This window comes from Caballeronia sp. RCC_10 (genome assembly GCF_041360715.1).
In the GTDB taxonomy this organism is placed as follows: Bacteria; Pseudomonadota; Gammaproteobacteria; order Burkholderiales; family Burkholderiaceae; genus Caballeronia; species Caballeronia grimmiae.
Map to the genome: position 1 here is coordinate 383,022 of NZ_JBFUPT010000002.1, position 19,140 is coordinate 402,161.

Genomic DNA, 19,140 nt, shown 5'->3' on the forward strand with positions numbered 1-19,140 from the left:
ATACGGCGCGCGTTCCGATGCCCCTTCGCGCGTTCTTTACAACTCAGCTTTGCCCGGTGGATGCGTCGTCTTTGGACGCCGCCTGCAGGAAGTCGAAGTCGCATCCGGCGTCGGCCTGCAGCACGTGCTCCTGATACAGCTTCTGATAGCCCCGCGCGATGCGTTTCGGCGGCTGCACGTCCTTCGCGCGGCGCGCCAGCTCCGCTTCATCGACGAGCAGATCGATGCGCCGCTCGCGCACGGAAAGGCGGATGCGATCGCCGTTGCGCACGAGCCCGATCGGTCCGCCAAGCGCCGCTTCGGGCGTCACGTGCAGCACGATGGTTCCGTAGGCCGTGCCGCTCATGCGCGCGTCGGAGATGCGCAGCATGTCTTTCACGCCCTGTTGCGCGAGCTTCTTCGGGATCGGCAGATAGCCCGCTTCGGGCATGCCGGTGCCGCTCGCGGGGCCGGCGTTCTGCAGCACGAGGATGTCCTTGGCATCGACATCGAGATCGGAATCGTCGATACGCGCCGCCAGATCTTCGAGCGATGTGAACACGACCGCGCGCCCTTCCTGCTCGAATAGCGATTTGTCGGCGGCGGAGCGCTTGAGGATGGCGCCGCGCGGCGCGAGCGAGCCGAACAGCGCGACGAGCCCGCCTTGCGGCTCCACCGGATCGGACGACTTGCGCACGATGCGGTGATCGACCCAGGCCTCGCGTTCCGCCGCGATACGCTCGCCGAGCGTTTCGCCGGTAACGGTGATGGCGTCGAGATGCAGTTGCGGCTCCAGTTCGCGCAGCACGGCCGTCATGCCGCCGGCTGCGAAGAAGTCCTCCATGTAGTGCTCGCCGGTCGGCTTCAGGTTGACGAGCACGGGCGTTTCATCGGAAAGGGCGTTGAGCCGTTCGAGCGACACCGGGATGCCGAGCCGCCCCGCCACTGCCGTGAGATGAATGATCGCGTTGGTCGATCCGCCGATGGCGAGCAGCACGCGCAGCGCGTTCTCGACCGACTTGTCCGTGATGATCTGGCTTGGCCGCAGCGGATCGCGGATGAGCTGCACGGCGCGTGCGCCGCTTGCTTCGGCCGCGCGGATGCGGTCCGCGTGCACGGCGGGAATAGCCGCGGTGCCGGGCAGCGACATGCCGAGCGTTTCGGCGATGCACGCCATGGTGCTGGCGGTGCCCATGACGGCGCATGTGCCGGCGGTGGTCGCGAGACGCCCTTCGATCTGATCGATTTCCTGTTCGCCGACTTCGTCCGCGCGGAACTTGCCCCAGAAACGGCGGCAGTCTGTGCAGGCGCCGAGGCGCTCGCCCTGGTGACGGCCGGTCATCATCGGCCCGACGACGAGCTGGACAGCGGGGATATCGGCGGCGGCGGCGCCCATCAGTTGGGCGGGCACCGTCTTGTCGCAACCGCCGATGAGCACGACAGAGTCCATCGGCTGGGCGCGCAACATTTCCTCGACGTCCATGCTCATGAGGTTGCGGAACATCATCGACGTCGGGTTCAGGAAAACTTCGCCGAGCGAGATGGTCGGGAAATCGATCGGCATGCCCCCGGCGGCCAGCACACCGCGTTTGACTGCGTCGACCAGTTCGGGCATCGCGCGGTGACAGTTGTTGAAGCCCGAACCGCTCGTGGCGATCCCTACGATGGGCTTCTTCAGCAACTCCGTTGAATAGCCCATCGATCTCGCGAACGAGCGGCGAAGATATAGGGCGAAGCCGCGGTCGCCGTAGTTCGTCAGGCCTCTTGCGAAGCCTTGGGGTTCTGGATCTTTCTTCTCTTGCATTTGTCTTTCGTCTCCGGTGTTTGGTCCGTGTCTTTGCTTCTCGACGTGTCGGTGTATTAGCTCGACCCGCGCCGGGGCCGCATGAGAAATATGCAAGCGAATCAGCGGAGGCGATGCGCTCCATGTCCCTTCCGGCTAGGGCAAAAGCCCGCTGTTGCTATCATCCCGCATTTGTTGGGGCATCGCTTCTGGATGCTGGCGCGGCATTACCGGTCGGGGTTTGCGAAGACCTGCGCGCGGGAGTAAGGCTGATCGAGCCAGCACGCCACTCGTCGTGAAACCTTCAACGAAACAAACCAGGCGCATCAGCCGAAGAAGTCCACCGCGCCGGTTCGCAAGTCGTACATTGCACCAGCGATCTTTATCTTGCCGTCAGTCTCGAGACCGGCGAGCACCGGACTGTCTTGCCGAATGCTGGCGACGGTCATCTCGACGTTCTTGCGCGCGACGGCATCGACGAAAGCGTAGTTCGTCCCGGATCGATCGCCATCGTATTCGGTGGCCTGCACGGCCGGTTTGATCCGGTCCAGCAAGCCGGTGAGATGACCCAGTTCGGCGTTCGCAATGGCGCCCTTGATCGCGCCGCATGAGGTGTGGCCCATCACGAGGACCACTTTGGCGCCGGACAATTTGCAGGCGAACTCCATGCTTCCGAGGATATCGTCGTTCTCGATGTTGCCGGCTATGCGGCAATTGAAGATATCGCCGATACCCAGATCCATGATGACTTCCGCCGGCGCCCGCGAGTCGATGCAGCTCAGCAGCACAGCGGCGGGATACTGCCCGGCGGCGCTCGCCCGCTGCTCGCGCAGATAGTTTCGGTCCTTTCTCGCGCCCTTCCGGAACCGCGCGTTTCCCCGCTTCATGGCGCCAATGATCTGTTCCGGCGTCATGCTTTCGCGCTGGGCTTTCGTCAATGCGTCGGCGCGTGCGCCTTCGATACGCAGCGGCCCCGTGGCGAGCGCAGCGGCGGCGACGCTCGCCAGCTTGAAGAAGCCCCGCCGCGCCGCGACGGCATCATGCTGCGATGGGTCGAAATGGGTGGACATGACGCTGACCCTCCTCTTCGTCTTTTTCGGCAGAGGGTCGAGGGGAAACCGCCTTCGAGAACGCGTGCCGGCCCTTACGCGCGCAGACTTACTATAGGCAATCCGGCGCGGCGTTCAAGCTCGTCGAAGCGATCGTCGAAACGAGGCGCTCATTCGCCTTCCCCGGCGCCCGCTCTTCCTGCCTCCCACTCCCTGCGCACGCGGGCCAGCTCTTCGGCAAGCATCTTCTCGTCCGGCAGCATCATGTGATACTCCGCTGCGAGCACCTTATTCGGCAGGCCATCGAGTGCATAGCGGGCTACCGCCGCATTCGTCCGCGCGCAAAGAATCAGGCCGACCGGCGGATTCTCTCCCGGCAGCGTCCAATGCTCCCGCGCGTAGTTGCAGTACATGTGCATCTGTCCGACATCGGCGTGATTCAGCTCGGTCAGCTTGAGGTCGATGATCACCAGGCACCGCAGCCGCCGATGAAAGAAGAGCAGATCGACGCGATACCAGCTATCGCCGATCCGCAAGCGGCGCTGCCGTCCGACGAAGGTGAAGTCGCCGCCAAGTTCGAGCAGGAAGTCTTCGAGCCGGTGAATCAGCGCGTCCTCGAGCTGGCTTTCCGAATACTCGTCCTTGAGGTCGAGAAACTCGAGCACGTACGGGTCCTTGATAGCCTCTTCGGGCGTCACGATGTCGCCGCGCTCCGCGATGCCGCCTTTCTCCAGCATCGCGCGCTTGTCGCGTGACATCAGCGTGCGGGTGTAGAACTGGCTACCGATCTGCCGGTCGAGTTGACGCACGCTCCAGCCGCCGTGCAAGGCTTGCGTCTCGTAGAAGCGGCGTTCGTCGTCGGAGCGCGTGCGCCGCATCAGGTGGACGTAGTGCGTCCAGGAAAGCGGGAATCGCTCGGCCAGTTGCGCGAGCGATGAATTCCGAATCGCCGATTCGGATTTTGCGTTCGGGGCCGTCGCCGCCGATTTCCGATTCGGCGATTCGGAAATGGCCTCGCTCGTGGCGGCCGGATACGCCTGATAGAAGAGCCGCATCAGCTCCAGATTGTCAACGCCGAAACCACGCCCGAAGCGCGTCGTCAGATCCGCCGACAGCCGGCGCAAGAGCGCCTGTCCGTAGGCCGCGCGGCCCGCCCCGCCCTGCTCGAACTCGACGATGCGATGCCCGATGCGCCAGTAGGTCGCCGTCATCAGCGCATTGATGCTGCGCGCCGCTGCTTGCCGGCCCTGCTCCAGTAGCGCGAGCACGTCGCCGAGCGTGGCGCCGTAGTCGTCCTCGGGGAGAATCACGTCGTTCATCGTCGTCCTTGAGTGCTGTTTCGAGCGCACGTTCATGCCGTGCAGTGTCGCATACGGGCTTGCGTCGCCTACCGCACAGAATTGTCCGACCATTCGCCCTACGCTTCGGCCTTCCTGCGATCGGACGTTTCGCTGGCTCAATGACCCGATATTTCACCTCAAGGCAAGGCGCGATCAAGCGTCTGATGGATCTCAAGCGGCAACTCGCGCGCACCGGCTATTCGGTCGCAACGATCGCCGCATGCCGCACGGATGGCATCGAAGTCAACGGCATCGACGACGTGCTCCTCGACGTGCGCGCGGGACGTATTAGCTGGTTCCGTCACGAGGACGCGCACGAGAATCAGCTCGTGTATATCAGCTGATCGCTCGCGCGGCAGCATAGCCCGTATCAACGGCCGTCAGCCTCGGCGATACCCGCGCGCACGCGACGCATCGCGGTCAGCGCGGCCATCGCAATCAGCGCGCGCCAGAACCACACGCCGATGGCGCCGATGCCCAATCCCATGCCGATCCACAACGCAAACGCGCCGATGACGAGCGCGCGGTCGCTCTTGCCGAACGGGCCGTCATAACGACGGCTTGCGCCCACGAGCGGCCCGACCAACCCCGCGCATTCAACGATCACCGCCGTCAACGCGAAAAGCCATACGTCCGCTGACGCGAATCCGGCGACGGCGAGAAACGGCAGCACCAGCGCGATATCGGATATCACGTCCCCCAGTTCGTTCAGATACGCGCCCAAGGTGCTCTTCTGACCGTGCTCCCGGGCGAGCATGCCGTCGATCGCGTTGAGCGCCATGCGCAAGAAGAGCCAAGCGGGAATCAGCAGAAACATCGCGTGGCGCGGATACGCCAGCCCCGCAAGCGCACCGGCTGCGATCGATCCGATCGCCGCGCCGAGCGTCACCTGATTCGCCGTTACGCCATGCCGCGCCAGCCAGCGGGTCAACGGACGCAAGAGATTCTGAAAGCGGGGTTTGAGTGCGTAAAGGCTCATGGGGGATCGACGCGCGGCGTGCCAGGAAATAAACGCGCTACTATCTCGACCCGCAACGCATACGTCAACCTTCAGGAATGCCAAGCTAATTAAACAGGCGTATGTGTAGCGACATCGACGATATTTGCCAAAAGTCGTCACCACGGATTGCCTCATTCGCGACGCTATGACACGAATAGCGCCCTGACAACCACTCCAACACTCGACCGATGAAACTCATGCACATGTGGCAGCGCGATCTGCTTCTCGCTTTCGTGCGGCTCGTGGCCGGCGCTTATCCGGTCTGGCACTGCGCAACGCCATCCGCGACGCAGAAACTTTATTTCTCCAATCACACGAGTCATATCGATACGCTCGCCATCCTCGCCGCGTTGCCGCGCAATCTGCGCAACGCGGTGCGGCCCGTCGCCGCGCGGGACTACTGGGATTCCGGTCCGCTCAAGCGTCATATCGCGCAGAAGCTGCTCAATGTCGTGTTGATCGACCGCCGCCGCGAGACCGAAGGCGATCCGCTCGATCCCGTTCGCGATGCGCTCGCGCAAGGGCAGTCCATCATCCTCTTTCCGGAAGGCACGCGTGGCGCGGATACGCTGCCGCAAGCCTTCAGGAGCGGGCTGTTTCATCTGGCGAGCGAATTCCCGCAGGTCGAACTTGCGCCGGTTTATCTGGAAAACCTGCAGCGGATCATGCCGAAGGGCGCAATCGTGCCCGTCCCGCTGATCTGCAAGCTGCACTTCGGCGCATCGGAAGCGCCACGCGAAGGCGAAGACAAAGCCTCGTTTCTCGCCCGCATGCGCGATGCAGTCATCGCGCTCGCGCCGCAATCGAACGCGCACTGAGCGCGTCCCTTCATTGCATAACGAAAGCACCATGCCCACAACATTCTGGCAACTCGTGGCCGGCGTCACCGGCGTGCTCGCCGTGGCGACCGTCATCGGCGCGATCCTCGGCGCACGCGCCGGGGCGGCGAACGCGACCATCGTCAACCTCAACGAACGCATCCGCGCATGGTGGGGCATGATCGCCGTGATGGTGATCGCCATCGGTCTCGGCGACAAGGCCACGTATATCGTCTTCGCGCTGCTCTCGTATCTCGCGCTGCGCGAGTTCATCACGCTGACGCCGACGACGCCGAGCGATCACACGACGCTCTTCGTCGCGTTCTTCGTCGCGGTGCCGGCGCAGTACGTATTGCTCGGCATCGACTGGTACGGCATGTATTCGATCTTCGTGCCGGTGCATCTTTTCTTCGCGATGTCCCTGCTCTCGGCCTTGACGCAGGACACGCGCGATTTCCTGAGCCGCAATGCGCGCATCAACTGGGCGTTGATGGTGTGCGTCTATGGATTGAGCCATGCGCCGGCGTTGCTGACGCTCGATATCCCGGGTTATCGCGGAGAGAACGCGCTGCTGCTGTTCTATTTCCTGCTCGTCGTGCAGATCAGCGACGTGCTGCAGTATGTCGTCGGCAAGCTATTCGGGCGGCGCAAGATCGCGCCGGTGCTGTCGCCATCGAAGACGGTGGAGGGGTTCATCGGCGGCGGCCTGCTCGCAACGCTATGCGGCGCGGCGCTGTATCGCGTGACGCCGTTCAGCTTCGGCGCGGCGTTGCTGATGTCGCTTGCAATCGTGCTTGCGGGATTCGTCGGCGGACTCGTGTTGTCGGCAGTGAAGCGCTCGCTCGGCGCGAAGGACTGGGGATCGATGATTGCCGGACACGGCGGCATGCTGGATCGCGTCGATTCGATCTGCTTCGCCGCGCCGGTGTTTTTCCATCTCGTGCGGTACGTGTATGTCCGATGACGCCGCCCGCGCGAATCGACTCGCGCGGGCGACGCGTCTACTTGCCAGACACGAACATCAAACCGCCATCACCGTCACCGACTTCGTGACGAGGTACGGCTCGAGCGCCTCGGGTCCGCCTTCCGACCCATAGCCCGAATCCTTCACGCCGCCGAACGGCATTTCCGGCCACGGCGTCGCGGGCTGGTTGATCCACAGCATGCCGACTTCGAGCTGGTTCGTCAGCAGATGCACGTTCTTGAATGAACGCGTGAACGCATAACCGGCGAGACCGTACGGCAGACGATTCGCCTCGTTGATCGCGTCTTCCAGCGAATCGAAGCCGCGGATCGCCGCGACCGGGCCGAACGGCTCGTTGTTGAACACATCGGCTTCGAGCGGCACGTCGGTGAGCACGGTCGGCGCGAAGAAATTGCCCGCGCTGCCGATGCGCTCGCCACCCGTCGCCACCGTCGCGCCGGCCTTGCGCGCGTTCTCGATCACGCTCGTCATCGCGGTGATGCGGCGCGCGTTCGCGAGCGGCCCGAGCGTCGTGCCTTCGGCGAGGCCATCGCCGACCGACAGCCCTTCCGCATGCTTGACCAGCGCCTTCGCGAATTCATCGCGCACGCTGTTGTGGACGAGGAAGCGCGTCGGCGAGATGCACACCTGCCCCGCGTTGCGGAACTTGGCTGCGCCCGCCGCCTTCACCGCGAGCTCGACGTCCGCATCTTCCGCGACGATCACCGGCGCGTGGCCGCCGAGTTCCATCGTCGCCCGCTTCATGTACTGGCCGGCCAGCGAGGCCAGCTGCTTGCCAACCGCCGTCGAACCGGTGAACGTCACCTTGCGGATGACCGGATGCGAAATCAGATACTTCGAAATCTCGGGCGGATCGCCGAACACGAGGCCCAGCACGCCGTTCGGCACGCCCGCATCGGCGAATGCGCGAATCAGCTCGGCGGGCGATGCCGGCGTCTCTTCCGGCGCCTTCACGATGAACGAGCAACCCGTCGTCAGCGCGGCGGACAGCTTGCGCACCACCTGATTGACCGGGAAATTCCACGGCGTGAAGGCCGCGACGGGACCAAGCGGCTCCTTGACGACCGTCTGCTGCGCGTTGATGTTGCGCGGGGGCACGATACGTCCGTAGACGCGTCGCCCTTCATCCGCGAACCATTCGATGATGTCCGCCGCCGAGTTCACCTCGATGCGCGCTTCGACGAGCGGCTTGCCCTGTTCCTGCGTCATCAGGCGGGCGATCGAATCGGCGCGTTCGCGCACGAGTGCGGCGGCCTTGCGCATCAGCGATGCGCGCTCGAGCGCCGTCATCCTGCGCCACGTTGCAAAGCCGGCTTGCGCGGCGGCCAGCGCACGATCGAGATCGCGGATGCTGGCCCGCGCGACCGTGCCGATTTTCTCGCCGGTAGCCGGGTTCAGCACGTCGATGGTCGCGCCGCCCTCTGCGTCGCACCACTCGCCGTTGATATAAAGACGTGTGTTCTGATACGTTCCTGCGGTCATTGAGCACCTCTTGCTAAAAAGATGGCCAAGCCGGCTTGATCGCCAGCCAGGATTTTTGCTTCGATGGAAAATGTGACGGAGAGGCCGGACCTGCGTGCCTGCATCATCGTTAAAGGATACGCAGGAAATCGCACGACCGCACGTTTCGCGGTCATCGGGCGGTCTCGCTGAAGAAGCGGCTGAGCGCATCGGTGGCGGTCTTGTCGGTCGCGAGCCGCGCGTACAGTCCCGCCGCGCCTTCATAGATGCGATGCTCCGCAAAGCCGTCGCCAATGAACGCCGCAATCTCCTCCATTTCCGCGACCCAGCGATACGCTTTCGGCGGCATGCGCGGCACGTTGCTCGCGAGCCAGGCAGAAATTTCCGGCTGGCTTTCCAATAGCTCGTCCAAGAGCGCCTGTCCCGCGCCGTTGCGCATCGCCGCGAGCGACATCGCGGAGCCGATCGCCGTCAGTCCCTTGGTGATGCCCGCATACGACATCTTGAGCGCCGACGCCGCGCCGACCGGCCCGTCGAGCAGACGCACCGCGAGGCCGGCGTCGCCCAGCGCGCTTGCACACGGCGCGTGCGGCCCGGAGAAATAGAACTTCGGCGATGAAGGCATGCCGATGATCCCGCCATCGACGAATGCCGCGCCCGAGGCATCCACGGTCTGCGCGATGGTCGCAACCGTCTGCGGACTGATCGCGTTGCAATCGATATAAACGGCTTTTTTCGCGGCTCGTGTGAGCGCGGGCGCGAGACGTTCGGCGGTTTCGAGCGCCACGGCGGGCGGCACGATGGACAGAATGAAATCCGACGCGGCGAGTTCGTCCAGCGTCGCGTCTTCCATGCCGGCTTCGCGCGCACGCGCGGCACTGGCGGCGCTGCGGCCTTCGAGCGTCGTCAGCACGCGCGCGCCCGACGCGCTCAACAGCTTGCCGACGGCCGACCCCATGCTTCCTGCGCCGACGAGCGCAATGGTCAATCGAGTCAAGTGCGGCTCCTGCGGTCAGTAGGACAGACGCACAGGATACGCGGATGAGCGCGGCTTCGCAGAACGCGCCGTGCTCATCCGGCCGGACTGGCGGACCGCGTTACTCGCTGTCGCCCTTGATTTGCGGCAGCGCCGACGACTCGCCCGGCGTCAGCAGGCCGACTTGCGCGTAGATACGCAGCTTGTCGCGCGTGTCGGTGATGTCGAGATTGCGCATCGTCAACTGGCCAATGCGGTCGCGCGGCGAGAACGTCGACGCAACCTTTTCCATCGACAGACGCTCCGGCTGATACGTCAGATTCGGCGACTTCGTGCTGACGATCGAATAGTCGTTGCCGCGGCGCAATTCGAGCGTGACTTCACCGGTGATCGCACGCGCGACCCAGCGTTGCGCGGTTTCGCGCAGCATGATCGCCTGCGAATCGAACCAGCGGCCCTGGTACAGCAGACGCCCGAGGCGACGGCCGTTCTCGCGATACTGCTCGATGGTGTCTTCGTTATGAATGCCGGTGACGAGGCGCTCATACGCGATATGCAGGAGCGCGAGTCCCGGCGCTTCATAGATACCGCGGCTCTTCGCCTCGATGATGCGGTTCTCGATCTGATCGCTCATGCCGAGACCGTGACGCCCGCCGATGCGGTTCGCTTCGAGCAGCAACTCCACGGCATCCGTGAACGTCTTGCCGTTGAGCGCCACCGGGCGGCCTTCCTCGAAGCGGATGGTGACTTCTTCGCGGTCGACCTTCACGTCATCGCGCCAGAACGCGACGCCCATGATCGGATTCACGATGCGGATGCCCGATTCGAGGCTTTCCAGATCCTTCGCTTCGTGCGTCGCGCCGAGCAGGTTCGAATCCGTCGAATACGCCTTTTCGGCGGACATCTTGTACTCGAAGCCCGACTGGCGCATGAACTCCGACATTTCCGCGCGGCCGCCGAGTTCGTCGATGAACTGCTGGTCGAGCCAGGGCTTGTAGATCTTCAGGTCAGGATTCACGAGCAGGCCGTAGCGATAGAAACGCTCGATGTCGTTGCCCTTGTATGTGCTGCCGTCGCCCCAGATGTTGACGCCGTCTTCCTTCATCGCGGCGACGAGCATGGTGCCCGTCACGGCGCGGCCGAGCGGCGTCGTATTGAAGTACGTGACGCCGGCCGTCGAAATATGGAACGCGCCGGCTTGCAGCGCGGCGATGCCTTCCGCGACGAGCTGCGCGCGGCAGTCGATCAGGCGCGCGCCTTCTGCACCGTATTGCGTCGCGCGGCGGGGAATGGAGTCGTAGTCGTCTTCGTCGGGCTGGCCGAGATTGGCCGTGTAGGCGTAGGGCACCGCGCCCTTCAGACGCATCCAGTGCAGCGCGGCGCTGGTATCGAGGCCGCCTGAGAATGCGATACCGACTTTTTGCCCAGTCGGAAGGCTTTCAAGAATTGTGCTCATTAGCGAAACCGTTAAGTCGACGTACGGGGTGGGTGCAACTTTCGAGTATCAACCATGCCCGGTGATATGACAAGTTGGGCGAGGCCGGAGACGGAAAACCGCAAGTTTAGACCGTAGCCGATGACGGTCCGCTAACGCAGGATGTCGGTGGCTCCGTGCGAGGCATCGACGCCATCGATGAAAAACACCGCGCCGCGTGCGTGGCGCGTGCGCAGCGGCAGAATGCGCTGGTACGCATCGGATGCGTACCAGTCGCGGGCGTGCGCGAGATCGGGGAAAGCGATCACGATGAGATCGCCCTTCCACTCGCCCTCGCGCAGCTCGCATTGTCCGCCGTGGATGATGAAGCGGCCGCCGAACGGCGCGAGCGTATCGTCGATTTGCTCCAGATACCCGACGATCTCCGCGCACATGTCGACTTCATGTAGATGGCCAATCGCATAAGCGGTCATTTCGAAGCTCCCGTTGTGATGTCGCACGCCTGAGCTTCCGCCTCTGAATGGCGTACGTCGATTACGCGGGAGGTAAAGCGCGCTCAGCCGTTGCGGAACAGGAAGCTATATGCGTTGAGCGCCGGGACGCCGCCGAGATGCGCGTACAGCACCTTCGAGCCTTCGGGGAATTCGCCGTTTCGCACCATCTGGATCATGCCGTCCATCGACTTGCCTTCGTAGACGGGATCGGTCAGCACGCCTTCGAGGCGCGCGCAAAGGCGGATCGCGTCCAGCGTGCCTTCGTTCGGCAAGCCGTATTCGGGGCCGCCGAAGCGGGTATCGAGGATCACGTCGTCGCCGGTGATGTCCTGCCCCAGTTCCACGAGTTCCGCCGTGTGCTTCGCGATGCGCGTGATCTGCTCGTGCGTCTGCTGCGGTTTCGCAGATGCATCGATGCCGATGACGCGCCGCGCCCGGCCATCGGCGGCGAACCCGACGACCATGCCCGCTTGCGTGCTGCCCGTCACCGAACACACGACGATATAGTCGAACTGGAAGCCGAGTTCCGCTTCCTGCTGCCGCACTTCCTCCGCGAAACCGACGAAGCCGAGCCCGCCCAGCCGATGCTCCGAGCATCCAGCGGGGATCGGAAACGGCTTGCCGCCCGCGTCCCGCACGCTGTCCATCGCGTCCTGCCAGCTTTTCCGGATGCCGATATCAAAGCCGTCCGGCACGAGCCGCACGTCAGCGCCCATCATCCGCGAGAGCTGAATGTTGCCGACGCGGTCGTAGACGGCATCGGAGTAGTTGACCCAGTTTTCCTGCACGAGCACGCATTTCATGCCGAGATGCGCCGCGACTGCGGCCACCTGCCGGGTTTGATTCGACTGAATGCCGCCAATGGAAACGAGCGTGTCGCAGCCCTCTGCGAGCGCTTCGGGAATCAGGTATTCGAGCTTGCGCGTCTTGTTGCCGCCGAAGGCGAGGCCGCTGTTGCAATCTTCGCGCTTCGCATACAGGTCGACCTTGCCGCCCAGATGCGCGCTCAGACGCCTGAGCGGCTGAATGGGCGTCGGCCCGAAGGTCAGTGGATAACGCGGGAAACGTTGCAGGTTCATGGTCGGCATCCTCGATATTGGGTCACGGCAGCCGCGCGCACCGGCGACGCCTTGCGATCAATCGTAGATAATTTGGCTCGAAGGCGCGTTGCGAAAAAAATGCATTTGGCTTAATTTCCCAAGGGGCGTGTGTCGTTTAGCGCACGTTCATTTCCTCTTCGTGGGATCTCGCGCAATGAAAAAAACCGCACCCATGCAAGAGCCGCTTCAGACGGACCGCGTCGACCGCGCGATCCTGCGACAGCTTCAGCGCGACGCCTCCATTTCCAACGTGGCGCTCGCGGCGAAGGTCAATCTGAGTCCGCCCGCCTGTCTGCGGCGCGTCGAACGGCTGCGAGAAGCGGGCTTCATCCGTGCGACCGTCGCGCTGCTCAATCCGAAGGCGTTGGACGCCGGCATGCTCGTGCTGATCGGCGTGGTGCTGGATCGTTCGACGCCCGAGTCTTTCACCGCATTCGAGAAGGCAGCGCAGAAGGTGCCGGGCTGCATGGAATGTCATGTCGTCACCGGCGAATTCGACTTCTTCATGCTGATCCGCACACGCGACAGCGACAGCTTCAATCGGCTGCACGCGGAGAAGCTGCTCTACCTGCCGGGCGTACGGCAGATACGCACGTTCGTGGTGTTGCGGGAGATCTTGTCGACGACCGCGTTTCCGGTTTGACGAGTCCGGCAGGGCGCGTCTCGGAGAATAGTTCGTTACCCTATATTATTCCGAGCGCATCGAACCAGGCCTTAGTACGGGAGCGCACACACTCGTTCTCTTTTGCCTGGAATATGGACTAACCTGATTCGAGCACTGTCCCGCTCATCTCCTGTCGCCATCGCCTGCCTGGCCGGCCTTCAATTCCCAACCATGAGGGGCGCCAAGTTCAACTCGGCAATACTCGAAGTCGCCATCGGCATCGTCTTCATTTATGTGCTGCTTAGTCTCATGTGCACCGCGCTGCGTGAGGGACTGGAAGGTTACTTGAAGACGCGCGCGTCGTATCTGGAGAATGGCATTCGCGAGCTGCTGTTCGATCCCAGGGGCGACAACCTCGCCAAAGCGTTCTATGAGCATCCGCTCGTCTTTAGCCTGTTCAACGGGGAGTACGCGTCGCCGGCGCCGGGTAAGACTGCGGGCGCGCTGACACGCGGCAAGACGCTGCCATCGTATATACCGGCAGAAAACTTCGCGGCCGCGTTGATGGACATTGTTGCGCGCGGTCCGGGGCGCGCGCTGGTGTCGACGGAATCCGCGACCGTCGCGGGCATTCGCGGCCAGCTTGCAATGATCGATAACCCCGCCGTGCAGCGCGCCGTTCTCACCTCTCTCGATACCGCGAACGACGACCTCGATAAAGCTAGAAAGAATCTCGAGCGCTGGTACGACAGCGCGATGGATCGCGTCTCCGGACGATACCGACGCTCCACGCAATGGGTGTTGTTCTGGATCGGACTCGCGATTTCGGTGGGCTTCAATATCGATACGCTCACGCTCGCCGATTATCTGTACCGCAATGAAACGCAACGCGGGGCTATCGTGGCGCAGGCAGGTTCCATCGCCAAAGACGAACTCGGGAAGCCCGCTAACTTCGACGACGTCAAAGCGCAGATCAACAGTCTTCGGCTTCCCATCGGATGGGACATTGTCTTCAATGCGAAACAACCGCCGACTGGCACTCAAAAGAATTTCTGGAGCGAATATCACGGGTACTTCATGAAGCCGCTCGGTTGGCTGCTGACCGCCTTTGCAGTCACGCTTGGCGCGCCATTTTGGTTCGACGTGCTTAATAAAATCATGATCGTTCGGTCGACCGTCAAGCCGCACGAGAAGAGTCCGGAGGAGGCATCGGAAGACCGGCAGGGGTGAGCGAATATCGCGCGTCAGGGGTGATGCGTGTGAGCATTGATCTGGTGTGGCATGGGTGGACGGTGAACGATCCGGGGCGGCTGACAAAGGGGCGTGAGCTGACAAATTTGCGAACTTTAAGGGCTACAGTCGCGGCGGTCGATGGATGATGAGACGTGGCCGCGCACGGATGGGGGACGTTGCTGGGTCGCGGGGAATGGACGCGGCGAACGTCACGGCACCACTCGCGCAACGTTGTCGCAGCTGCGATGAAACGTGCTTCGTTATCTCTGTCGGACGGTTCCCTGACGCTGGCGAGGGATTATGCTTGCCGTAACGACGGACAACGCGAGCCGTCTGGACATCAGGGCGGATAACATGCGACACCGTCCGCGCCATGCCGGATGACCTCGTGTGGCGTTCCAGCGATTCACAGACTTACCTGAGCGAAGATGTTATGGCACATCTGCCGGCTAATCTGGCCGAATTCGCCGCAGCCTTGTCGATCATCCGGCGCTTTAACGCTCGGCCTGCGCGCTTGGTGACGGGCGACCCGAACGCGGACGAGCTGCTCTCCGGCGCATGGGAATGGAAACCTGCTGCCGATCCGCGTCGATCTCGATGACCGGCTGACCTGGTTCCCTCTTCATCCGTTATTCGCGATCTCGCGGCCACCTGGCCCAAGTGCAATTTGGACGCAGACCGGGCGGATGCGCAATTAGCAGGAAGTACGTACTGCCCCCGTCGCACGTCCGGCTTTAGCTTCGATAGGACCGATCCTCGCGCACGATGCGGGCGGGCTTCATGGCCGGCACGGCGATGCGCCGCCCGATGCTCCCGGCCACACGCAGCCGTCCGACACTGCGGCGTAACGTGTCGGGCGAGTGAAGCGCGATGACGGACTACGTTCTGACAAGTCGCTTTAGCGCGGACGTGACGTTAAACGCCGCCGTCTCACAGATCGAGCCGCTGCTTCTCGCCATGCACCCAGCCCTGGCCGACAGCAATAGTGCCCTTCCGGTTGAGCGTGTCCGCGCGCCAGTCGATTTTCGATCGCTGCGCGCGCAGGAAAGACGCTGAGAACAGATGCGTCGCGGCCTGCGGGACCGCGTTGCGCCACAGTTGCGCGTTCTTGTTGGCTTCGCGGAATCCGTGCTCGGGACTCACGCGGTCATCGAGCCAGGAGCAGATCATGTCGATGCCGTTGTGAGGGTTGTCGCGAACGAACGCGTCCACCTGTTGCGGCGTGACCGTGCTCATACCGCCGTTCTGCGTATAGACATCGAAGAACCAGCAGAACGCGTGGGCATCGACTTCCTGATGCCACGCCGCGCACCATTCGCCGCATGTCTTGTATGCGCGGGCCGCGACGGCTTGTGCGGCCTTGACCTGTTGCGCCTTGAAGGGTCCGCTATGCGCTAGCGTCTTAAGTTCGTTTCTGATCGTCGCGGGCAGCTTGCCACCGGGCTGCCATTGATTCACGATCTTGAGCCCCTCGGACGGACACACGCCGCGCGCCCGGATGAGGTCTGCTCCGCAAGTCGGGCATGGGGTGCGAATCTCGTCGTTGGAAAGCGCTTTCAACAAGGGCTGAAGCGATCCCGAACCGATGTTCCACTGCAAGACGCCGAGCGAGATGCCCATGCCGTCGAAGTTGCCTGATACGGCTCCGAAGGGATCGTCGGAGTCCTCGAAATGGCCCGTGATGGAGAGGGCCTTTTCGATCAACGCCGGATCAAGTTGGGTTGGCATGGGCGTCTCCTTTTGGAGCGGACCGTTGACGGACCGGGTCCAGCCGTTTCCAAGCTAGTTCATCTGAATTCGGTTGTCCAGTGGATCAATGTCATGGACGCCTAACTAATTTCCTCGGCTTCGATCTGCAGCAGAGATATAGGCGATAGACGCTAAGGTCGAGCAGATAGACGCCATGCGTTTAAAACTCTCGGCGTAGCAAAGCGTGGCTCGATCCGAAGTTTGCGCCTGCGGACGGTCGTCGTTTGGTAGCCGAACGCGCATCAACTGCCGTTGCAATAAGAAGCCAGACACTTCTGTCCAATTGGTTCTTCACGTTAACGTACATCCACCCCTTTCAACTTCGATGCCCCGCGGCCGAAGTCATAGCATTTGAGGACAGAGAAGCTCGGCACCTTGGAGTCGTTTTCGCTGCCATACATCGTGCCGGTGTATCGGGCGAGCGCGCCGAGCGAAGCCGCACGAGCGGTTCGCGTTCGATTGTCTATAAGCCCACAACGATGCTTTGTTCTCCGGCGCGGCGGGCAGATGCTTGCGGCATAGGGCGGCGTTATCGTTCGTTCAGAAATCCAGATACGTTCGGCTAGCGGCAACGTTCGACGAAGTGGTCAGAATCGCCTTCGCTTTCACTTCGACGCCGCGCTATTGCGCCTAACCGCCCTGCGGCTGGAGTTGAGATCGATGCGTCAACGGTCAAACAATCTCTCGCGTCAAACCGAGGCCCGCTGCAGTGAAGAACGCGTTGTAATTCGTGAGCTGGAAGTGGGTGCCGAGTTCATATCGAGTCGCGCGTTCTGAATCCAACGCCTAACTGTAGAAGTCGGTTCATAGACCGTTAGTTGCTGCGCCGTCCGCTCACGTCGGTCCATAGCGGCGACGGGACATTTGCGGCTTGGGTAACCTGCCAGCCCGAATGCCGGACGAGAGCAAGAACGCCATCCAAGACGACTGCGCATGCATAGACTCGTGCCGATCACTGATCAATTCTGAGCGTTGCTGGCGGCGAATGCGCGTGCATGAATCTATAGGGAAATCGGCCGCGCAGAACGCGTGACTGACCGCCCAATTACGCAGCGGAGCGGCGAAGCGTATTTTCCTCGAGTCCTACGACCGCCTCCCTGCGAACGACGCGCCCAGCTCAGTGTTGAGCCTTATCGCGTGCTCGGCGATGTTGGCCGCGCAAACGCGTACTTTTCTCTCAGCGGTCACTAAGCGGTTGATCGACCCTTCAGTTTCCTGCGTCGATATCGTTAACCGGTAGAGGTCAACCAACGATCGACGTATGTCAACTACCATCCCTTTCGGGCGTTCCGCCCAAGCCGCGCAGAAACGCCTGACCAAGGCGCAGTTGCTTCCTATCCCGCGTGCGGTGGCCGATGAACTCGCTCTGCTCGCGCATCTTTCGCTGGAGGCACTGCGTGCAGGCGCTTCTGACATTGCCCCGGCGCAACAATTGGCCGAAGTGATGCTCATCTCCGCGTTTTTGGCCGAGGCGGGACATGGACACTTTCCTGAGGATGCCTTGTTCGACACCGACGCTATGATGGCCAGGATTTTCGACGGCGGTCAGCGCTCAGGTCGTTGGTGCGTAGACCTTGAAGAGTTCGATCAACTAGCGGCGATGGTATCGCTATACGACTACCAATTGCGACGGGCCACGCTCGGCGCATTGACCGACGCGAGCGTTCGGTTCGAACGATTCAAGTCTGGCGAGCCGTATCGGAGTCTGCAGAGACGACGCGCGTGAGAAGGAGGGCCGGACGTAACTACAGGGAAGAACAGTCGCATCTCCGGGTTGCGCGATAGCACTGAGGGCTGCTGTCAAGCGGGTGACTCATCTGCGGGATACACGACATCTGTGTCATTCGATACAGCTTGGCACATCACCACGACGAACATCGCGAAAACACGCCCTGATCCGGCCTGCGACGGCCACGCAGGCTATCCATCGAGTGTACAGCGTGAAACAAGGCGAAATATGCTCTCTATCTCGCTGATTTTATTGCTAATTTTTTGTCGGCGGTTTGCACCGTGGTGTTTCACGCCAACACAGGTGCGCGCGGCGGGCACCCAACCTAGTAATAGTCGTCATTGCGCGCACGAGGGCGTACGTGATGAGATGGCGCTAAGTAGTCGCCATCGTTCGTACTTAAGGACGATCGCGGTAGGCCGGGATCGGTTTCCACCCGCGCCGGCACGCCTCGCATGGTCGTCGTCGGGCCTGTCGCGGACGCTTCGGTGGAATCGAGCGCCAAAGGAGACGTTCCTATTAGCCTTACTACCGCTTGCCTGCCCCGCCGCTTCCGCTTCCGCTTCCGCTTCCGCTTCCGCTTCCGCTCGCGCTTCCGCCGCCAGTCGGTGCGGCTGCCGCCTCCCGCACGCTGCATTACGTTCTTCAACTGTCTTTCCCTGTTCCGCTGGCCGTGGTTACGGTGCCTGCCCCTACACGATCGGCGGTTGTCGTCATGCGCGCATTTGGCTGCGCGGCGAAGCATAATCAAAAGGAGCCCGCGTTGGCGCGTCGTGGTGCGGTGCGCTGTCGTTATGACGACGCTTCGCCAAGGGCATTCAGCAATCGGCGCGACGGTTCCAGCAACGCCAACAACGGTATGCGGATCTCATTCGTGCGTTGGCTCTAATGAGGTGGTCGGCCTGGCGGCTATGGTGGCGACGCAGCGCCACGTTGAGCAAGGCGGTCGGACTGCTTGTCGGGAGCGTAGACGTCTCCCTCCGAAGCGGGCGAACCACGCTGATTTTCTTAGCGGGAGGCTCGTCACTGTGGGTGACCCCGTTGCGTGTCGAGCAAGCCGATGCAGAGGCACGGCATGCCAGACAAAACTCTAAGTCGACTGTCCGAATTCAGACACAACGTCGGAGCACTGCGGACGGCATTACGGTTGCCGCGAGGATCTCTTCGCACGACGTTACTTTCGCGTCATACAGGGCCGCCACGATTATCAGTTCGAGGTGCAGTCGCTTCGATTGCACGTCGGTACGCCGTTGCAGCCGGCGGCGCTGAAGTGTCCGAATTCGGACATGGAGCCTTCGCATTGGCGCGGGACGCAGCCAGCGCGCCTTGACAGCCTGCGATGCCGGGGTGTGCATCGGCAAGCATCCGTTCGTATCAGTGTGTGAACGAAGGCACTAAGCTAGCG

General features: G+C 62.5%; 18 protein-coding genes. 7 read left to right on the forward strand and 11 right to left on the reverse strand.

Going from position 1 to position 19,140, the window contains the following annotated elements; genetic code table 11:
* Positions 1 to 43: 43 nt before the first annotated feature.
* The 3 genes from AB6804_RS06235 to AB6804_RS06245 all read right to left on the reverse strand — a co-directional run bounded on the left by AB6804_RS06235 (position 44) and on the right by AB6804_RS06245 (position 4,130).
* A complete protein-coding gene (locus AB6804_RS06235) occupies positions 44 to 1,783 on the reverse strand; it encodes an IlvD/Edd family dehydratase (RefSeq protein WP_370885712.1) in 1,740 nt (579 codons plus the stop codon).
* Between the two features lie 305 nt (positions 1,784 to 2,088).
* Positions 2,089 to 2,832, reverse strand: a complete 744-nt coding sequence (locus AB6804_RS06240) for a carbonic anhydrase family protein (RefSeq protein WP_370885713.1) — start codon at positions 2,830 to 2,832, stop codon at positions 2,089 to 2,091.
* Between the two features lie 149 nt (positions 2,833 to 2,981).
* Entirely contained in the window at positions 2,982 to 4,130 is a 1,149-nt protein-coding gene (locus tag AB6804_RS06245) for a YhcG family protein (RefSeq protein ID WP_244797282.1), read from the reverse strand.
* Positions 4,131 to 4,270: 140 nt separating this feature from the next.
* On the opposite strand from AB6804_RS06245, the gene AB6804_RS06250 reads away from it, so the two are divergent.
* Positions 4,271 to 4,495, forward strand: a complete 225-nt coding sequence (locus AB6804_RS06250) for a hypothetical protein (protein ID WP_370885714.1) — start codon at positions 4,271 to 4,273, stop codon at positions 4,493 to 4,495.
* Between the two features lie 26 nt (positions 4,496 to 4,521).
* On the opposite strand, the gene AB6804_RS06255 is transcribed toward AB6804_RS06250, so the two are convergent.
* Positions 4,522 to 5,130 (reverse strand): CDP-alcohol phosphatidyltransferase family protein, encoded by a 609-nt coding sequence (locus AB6804_RS06255; protein WP_370885715.1) that lies wholly within the window; start codon positions 5,128 to 5,130, stop codon positions 4,522 to 4,524.
* A gap of 209 nt (positions 5,131 to 5,339) precedes the next feature.
* Here AB6804_RS06255 and AB6804_RS06260 point away from each other — a divergent pair, with 209 nt between their 5' ends.
* Positions 5,340 to 5,969 carry a lysophospholipid acyltransferase family protein gene (locus AB6804_RS06260; RefSeq protein WP_370885716.1) on the forward strand — a complete coding sequence of 210 codons (630 nt, stop codon included), beginning with the start codon at positions 5,340 to 5,342 and terminating at the stop codon, positions 5,967 to 5,969.
* 31 nt (positions 5,970 to 6,000) lie between these two features.
* Positions 6,001 to 6,933: a phosphatidate cytidylyltransferase gene (locus AB6804_RS06265; RefSeq protein WP_370885717.1), complete on the forward strand. Its 933-nt coding sequence runs from the start codon at positions 6,001 to 6,003 to the stop codon at positions 6,931 to 6,933.
* Positions 6,934 to 6,990: 57 nt separating this feature from the next.
* Here the strand turns inward: AB6804_RS06265 and AB6804_RS06270 are convergent, their stop codons facing one another.
* From AB6804_RS06270 to AB6804_RS06295, 6 genes are all read right to left on the reverse strand, one after another.
* Positions 6,991 to 8,436, reverse strand: coding sequence for an NAD-dependent succinate-semialdehyde dehydrogenase (locus AB6804_RS06270; RefSeq protein WP_370885718.1), 1,446 nt, complete (start codon positions 8,434 to 8,436; stop codon positions 6,991 to 6,993).
* Entirely contained in the window at positions 8,433 to 8,591 is a 159-nt protein-coding gene (locus AB6804_RS06275; RefSeq protein WP_370885719.1) for a hypothetical protein, read from the reverse strand. Before AB6804_RS06275 ends, AB6804_RS06270 begins: the two co-directional genes overlap by 4 nt.
* Entirely contained in the window at positions 8,588 to 9,412 is an 825-nt protein-coding gene (locus AB6804_RS06280) for a DUF1932 domain-containing protein (protein ID WP_370885720.1), read from the reverse strand. The genes AB6804_RS06275 and AB6804_RS06280 overlap by 4 nt, the downstream gene beginning before the upstream one ends.
* 100 nt (positions 9,413 to 9,512) lie before the next feature.
* Positions 9,513 to 10,847, reverse strand: coding sequence for an argininosuccinate synthase (argG, locus tag AB6804_RS06285; RefSeq protein ID WP_370885721.1), 1,335 nt, complete (start codon positions 10,845 to 10,847; stop codon positions 9,513 to 9,515).
* A 131-nt stretch (positions 10,848 to 10,978) separates the two neighbouring features.
* On the reverse strand, positions 10,979 to 11,299 hold the full coding sequence (locus tag AB6804_RS06290; RefSeq protein WP_370885722.1) for a DUF1330 domain-containing protein: 321 nt from the start codon (positions 11,297 to 11,299) through the stop codon (positions 10,979 to 10,981).
* A gap of 83 nt (positions 11,300 to 11,382) precedes the next feature.
* Positions 11,383 to 12,399 carry a 1-aminocyclopropane-1-carboxylate deaminase gene (locus AB6804_RS06295; RefSeq protein ID WP_370885723.1) on the reverse strand — a complete coding sequence of 339 codons (1,017 nt, stop codon included), beginning with the start codon at positions 12,397 to 12,399 and terminating at the stop codon, positions 11,383 to 11,385.
* 175 nt (positions 12,400 to 12,574) lie between these two features.
* Between AB6804_RS06295 and AB6804_RS06300 the strand changes: the two genes are divergently transcribed.
* The 3 genes from AB6804_RS06300 (at position 12,575) to AB6804_RS06310 (ending at position 14,858) form a co-directional block, all read left to right on the forward strand.
* Positions 12,575 to 13,063 (forward strand): Lrp/AsnC family transcriptional regulator, encoded by a 489-nt coding sequence (locus tag AB6804_RS06300; protein WP_370885724.1) that lies wholly within the window; start codon positions 12,575 to 12,577, stop codon positions 13,061 to 13,063.
* A 192-nt stretch (positions 13,064 to 13,255) separates the two neighbouring features.
* Positions 13,256 to 14,254, forward strand: coding sequence for a hypothetical protein (locus AB6804_RS06305; RefSeq protein ID WP_370885725.1), 999 nt, complete (start codon positions 13,256 to 13,258; stop codon positions 14,252 to 14,254).
* Between the two features lie 376 nt (positions 14,255 to 14,630).
* Positions 14,631 to 14,858, forward strand: coding sequence for a hypothetical protein (locus AB6804_RS06310; RefSeq protein ID WP_370885726.1), 228 nt, complete (start codon positions 14,631 to 14,633; stop codon positions 14,856 to 14,858).
* 329 nt (positions 14,859 to 15,187) lie between these two features.
* Here the strand turns inward: AB6804_RS06310 and AB6804_RS06315 are convergent, their stop codons facing one another.
* Positions 15,188 to 15,985 (reverse strand): hypothetical protein, encoded by a 798-nt coding sequence (locus AB6804_RS06315; protein ID WP_370885727.1) that lies wholly within the window; start codon positions 15,983 to 15,985, stop codon positions 15,188 to 15,190.
* A gap of 1,282 nt (positions 15,986 to 17,267) precedes the next feature.
* Here AB6804_RS06315 and AB6804_RS06320 point away from each other — a divergent pair.
* Positions 17,268 to 17,732: a hypothetical protein gene (locus AB6804_RS06320; RefSeq protein ID WP_035965571.1), complete on the forward strand. Its 465-nt coding sequence runs from the start codon at positions 17,268 to 17,270 to the stop codon at positions 17,730 to 17,732.
* The last annotated feature ends 1,408 nt before the right edge of the window (positions 17,733 to 19,140 follow it).